7 protein-coding genes are annotated in these 4,516 nt (G+C 56.9%); 4 read left to right on the top strand and 3 right to left on the bottom strand.

Annotated elements, in window-relative coordinates:
* The 3 genes from HZA03_01490 to HZA03_01480 form a co-directional block, all read right to left on the bottom strand.
* Positions 1–181, bottom strand: a 181-nt coding sequence (locus HZA03_01490) for a hypothetical protein (GenBank protein ID MBI5636622.1), incomplete at its 3' end; no start/stop codon positions are given.
* Positions 182–450: 269 nt separating this feature from the next.
* A complete protein-coding gene (locus HZA03_01485) occupies positions 451–840 on the bottom strand; it encodes a HEPN domain-containing protein (protein ID MBI5636621.1) in 390 nt (129 codons plus the stop codon).
* The gene (locus HZA03_01480) at positions 837–1,142 is read right to left on the bottom strand and encodes a nucleotidyltransferase domain-containing protein (protein ID MBI5636620.1); all 306 of its coding nucleotides are present in this window, start codon (positions 1,140–1,142) and stop codon (positions 837–839) included. Before HZA03_01480 ends, HZA03_01485 begins: the two co-directional genes overlap by 4 nt.
* 179 nt (positions 1,143–1,321) lie before the next feature.
* Here HZA03_01480 and acpP point away from each other — a divergent pair, with 179 nt between their 5' ends.
* From acpP to HZA03_01460, 4 genes are read left to right on the top strand one after another with little or no spacing between them, the layout of a single operon-like run.
* Positions 1,322–1,555: an acyl carrier protein gene (gene acpP / locus HZA03_01475; GenBank protein MBI5636619.1), complete on the top strand. Its 234-nt coding sequence runs from the start codon at positions 1,322–1,324 to the stop codon at positions 1,553–1,555.
* Between the two features lie 6 nt (positions 1,556–1,561).
* The gene (gene fabF, locus HZA03_01470) at positions 1,562–2,794 is read left to right on the top strand and encodes a beta-ketoacyl-ACP synthase II (protein MBI5636618.1); all 1,233 of its coding nucleotides are present in this window, start codon (positions 1,562–1,564) and stop codon (positions 2,792–2,794) included.
* Between the two features lie 5 nt (positions 2,795–2,799).
* Positions 2,800–3,624 (top strand): ribonuclease III, encoded by an 825-nt coding sequence (gene rnc / locus HZA03_01465; GenBank protein MBI5636617.1) that lies wholly within the window; start codon positions 2,800–2,802, stop codon positions 3,622–3,624.
* Between the two features lie 45 nt (positions 3,625–3,669).
* Complete coding sequence (locus tag HZA03_01460) at positions 3,670–4,320, top strand: radical SAM protein (protein MBI5636616.1); 651 nt, start codon at positions 3,670–3,672, stop codon at positions 4,318–4,320.
* The last annotated feature ends 196 nt before the right edge of the window (positions 4,321–4,516 follow it).

Below are 4,516 nucleotides of genomic sequence, written 5' to 3'. Positions count from 1 at the left end.
TCTTGAGCCTGTTTCTCAGGTCGGCGGCTTCTTCGGTTGTTATTCCCCTTGCTTTAAGGTCGGACGATCCAACCCCCTCCGCGTTGAGAAAGGTGATGATTATCTCTCCTTCCCTCAAATGGGGCTTTTCATAAAGCTCGACCTTTCCGTCTTTATAATGCCCCCTGATAGCTTCAAGCATTTTCGATCCTCCTTTGAATAATATATCCGAAACCCCTAAGAAAGTCCCCCGATGAAATTCTGAGGGGACCGGGTCGGCAATTCAAGATGACACGCCCACTGAGCAAGTCGGCCCGTTGGGCCGATGTACCGGGCCGGAAAGATAAAGAGAGTTTTGACAATATAACTGGACCCCCGCTTTCGCGAGGATGACAACAAAAATCAAACGGCGAAGGAGCGGGGTCTCGCAACGTGGCCGCGTGGCTTCAGGCGTACTGGAGCTTGCCTTGTTCAAATACCGGTGAAGATGTCCGGGTGTTCCTTCCTGGCGGCTTCAAGAATCCGGGCGGCCCGCGCAACCGCTGTTTCCGCTTCACCCACCGAAATATGCGTTCCGCCTCCGTAGTCGCCCACGGCGCGCATCTCCCGCAACAAGGAGTACATTTCACCAAGCTCCACCGGCCACCTGCCCGTTTTTACGAGTTCACGATGCAACGCGGTTTCCACCGAGGAGTGTTTTTTAAAGGTTTGGCCCTTCACGGCGAAAAGCGCGGAAACGGCATAAAAAGCCGCGTAATAGGAACATGAGGAGCTTGAATCGGGGTCGGAGGGCAAAAGAAGTTTTGCGCTCTCCAATGATTTAATGCCGCGTTGCCAGAGGTCGTTGGCCTCCAGGCTCATGCGGGAATGCCTTCCCGCTTGGCGTTGCGGTAGAGCGCATATTCTCCCGCCGCATAATCCTTTTCGCTCACCGGCATTGCATGAATGGGGCGCAGCACTTCCAATTGCAGGGGGTACAAGGCATGGACGATTGTCTCAATCTCCTTGCCCAACTGGATGGGGCCATCAAGAATTACAAGCAGATCGATATCGCTGTCCGGCTCCGCGTCTCCGCGCGCTTCCGAGCCGTAGAGCACCACCCCTTTTAGGCGATTGCCATAGACGGCGGCCAGATCAGTTTTGATGCGCTGCGGTAATTCCATAGGCTTTAATTATACCCGGTTCTTCACATAAAGTGACCATATCGGCGCGGCCTTCCGGGGCCGGAAATATTCCCCCTTGCGGCGGGCGGCGAATTGTTCCATATTGTAAAAAGCCGCTTTTAAAAGTCCCGCAAAATGATAGAATACACCCGCTTTTTATTTAAGGAGGATTTGCAAGCATGAACGTTGAAGAAAAGGTTAAGGAAATAATCGCCGAACAGTTGGACGTGGACGCCGAAGAGGTTACTTCGGACGCCTCGTTCATCGAAGACCTCGGCGCCGACTCGCTCGACACCGCCGAGCTGGTCATGGCGTTTGAAGAGGCGTTTGACATCGAAATCCCGGATAACGATGCGGAAAAAATCCAGAAAGTGAAAGACGCCGTCGATTACATCAAGACAAAGAAATCCTGACCTTCCATGACCAGAAGAGTCGTTGTCACCGGCGTGGGGATGATCTCCCCGCTGGGGAATTCCGCCGCCGAATCGTGGGAAGGAATTAAAACCGGAAAAAACGGCATCGGGCCGATTACCCGGTTCGACGCCAAAGACTACCCCGTCACCTTCGCCGGGGAAGTGCGGAATTTCGACCCGCTTCCTTGGATTCCCAAAAAAGAGATCAAGAAGATGGATATCTTCATTCAGTACGCCGTCGCCGCGGCGTTCATGGCGCTGGACGACGCGAAACTGACGATAGACGACGCCAACGCCGAACGGGTGGGCGTGATCGTCGGTTCGGGGATCGGCGGCCTGCCCGCCATCGAGGAGTACCACAAGGTTCTGCTGGAGAAGGGACCGCGCCGCGTGACCCCGTTCTTCATCCCGATGGTCATCACCAACATGGCCAGCGGCAACATCTCCATCATGACCGGCGTCAAGGGGCCCAATAGCTGCATCAGCACCGCCTGCGCCACCGGGGTGCATGCCATCGGCGACAGCTTCCGCATCATTCAGCGGGGCGAGGCCGACGCAATGATCGCCGGCGGCGCCGAATCGGTCATCTGCCCCACGGCGGTGGCGGGTTTCGCGGCGGCGCGCGCCCTCTCCACCCGCAACGACGATCCCGCCCATGCCTGCCGTCCGTTCGACAAGGACCGCGATGGCTTTGTGCTGGGGGAAGGCTCCGGCATCCTCATTCTGGAAGAATACGAACACGCCAAGGCGCGCGGCGCGAGGATTTACTGCGAGCTTACCGGGTACGCCATGAGCGGCGACGCATTCCACATGACCAGCCCGCCCCCCGAAGGGGAAGGGGCGCAGCGCTGCATGAAAAAAGCGCTGGAAGACGCGAAGATGAAGCCGGAGGATATCGACTACATCAACGCCCACGCCACCTCCACCATGGCCGACGCGCTTGAGACCAAGGCCATCAAGGCGGTGTTCGGCGCGCACGCTTATAAGCTGGCGGTATCGAGCACCAAGTCGATGACCGGACACCTGCTGGGTGCGGCGGGGGGAATTGAATCGGTGTTCACCGCGAAGGCCATCCATGAAGGAATTTTGCCCCCCACCATCAACCTCGAAAATCAGGACCCCGAATGCGACCTGTATTGCGTGCCGAACCGCGCCGAAAAGCGGGAAATCCGGGCGGCGCTCAAAAATTCGTTCGGGTTCGGCGGCACCAACGCAACGCTTGTGATGCGTAAAATATAAGCGCAATGCTGTTTTTTAGCCGTAAAAAACTTAAAAACAAAGACGCGGAACGGCAGAAAATCCTGCACGAGTTCGAGCGCCGGATCGGCTACAGGTTCAAGGATATTAACCTTCTAAACACCGCGCTCTGCCATCCCTCCTATCTGCACGAAAACCAGATCAAGGATCAGGAACACTACGAGCGGATGGAATTTTTGGGCGACTCGGTGCTGGGGCTCATCGTCTGCGAGCACATCTATGAGGAGTTCCCCCACTACAACGAGGGCGGACTCTCCGACATCAAAAGCCACGTTGTTTCGGAAAAACAATTGGTCGGCTGCGCCAAGCGGCTCGACTTGGGAAAATACATCCTGTTCGGCGCGGGTGAAGCCCGCACCGGCGGCCGGCGCAAGAGCTCGATCCTCGCCAACGTTTTCGAGGCTGTGCTGGGGGCCATTTTCCTCGACGGCGGTTTCCAGAAAGCGAAGGATTACCTGCTGCGCCACGCGAAAGAAGACATCATCATCCACCCGCCGGAACGCGAATCGAGCAACTACAAGGGAATTTTGCAGAAATACTGCCAAACCTACTTCGCCGCCGATCCACATTACCGCGTGGTGGCGGAAAAAGGACCCTCGCACTCCCGCCGGTTTGAAATCGAGGTATGGGCGAAAGAGCGGAAGCTTGGCGGCGCCGACGGGCGGAGCAAAAAAGACGCGGAACAGCGCGCGGCCGCAAACAGCATCCGCTATTTCGAAAACGCCGAATTCAAGAAGCATCTGGAAGGGAGCGATGAGGGAAGCAAAAAGCGGAAAACCGGCCAGGGCCATCCGGTCCACGAAACGGATTAAACCGCCCCTCCTTTCCCCGCATTTCATGTGATAGGCTGATATTCGATGGCACGCGACAAGCGCCTTGTCCTGAACGAAATCTTTTATTCGCTGCAAGGGGAATCATCCCGGCAGGGGTTGCCGTGCGTGCTGGTGCGGCTCACCGGCTGCAACCTCCGCTGCGGCTACTGCGATACCACCTACGCCTATCAGGAAGGGCGCGAAGTGAGCATCGAAGAAGTCGTCGATGAAGTGAAAAAATACGGCTGCCGCCTGGTGGAAATCACCGGCGGCGAGCCGATGGCCCAGCCCGAAACCGCCGAACTGGCCCGCTGGCTGCTGGAGTTGGATTTTACCGTGATGGTGGAAACCAACGGTTCATATGATGTTTCCGCGTTGCCTGACGGCGTGGTAAAAATCGTCGACATCAAAACTCCCGGCAGCGGCGCGGGAAAGAGCTTTTTGTGGGAGAACCTCAAGCATCTCGGCGAAAAGGACGAGGTCAAGTTCGTCATCACCTCCCGCGCCGATTTCGATTGGGCCGTGCGGCAGGTGAAAAAACACGGCTTTGCCGGGATCCGCGCGATCAACATTTCACCCGCCGCCGGCATGGTGGCGGAGCGGGACACCGCGCAATGGATACTTGATAGCGGCCTGCCGCTGCGGCTCAACCTCCAGCTTCACCGCATCCTCTGGGGCGGCAAGCGCGCGGTGTAAACTCCAGATTACCTTTCCATTGTCATCCTGAGCCTGCCGAAGGCGGGCGAAGGAGATACTAATCTATTCATAAGTAAGGCGACATTGTGATATACTGCCGTTCATGGAAACGAAAGACGGCAGAGGGTTAAGTCATGGGACACTGGAGGAGATTCGGGTACGGGCTGTGTGGCAGGTAGTAGAGGGTGGCGCGAGC

Source organism: Nitrospinota bacterium (genome assembly GCA_016217735.1).
Lineage (GTDB): Bacteria > Nitrospinota_A > UBA7883 > JACRGQ01 > JACRGQ01 > JACRGQ01.
This window is presented reverse-complemented; position numbering and strand designations above follow the sequence as displayed.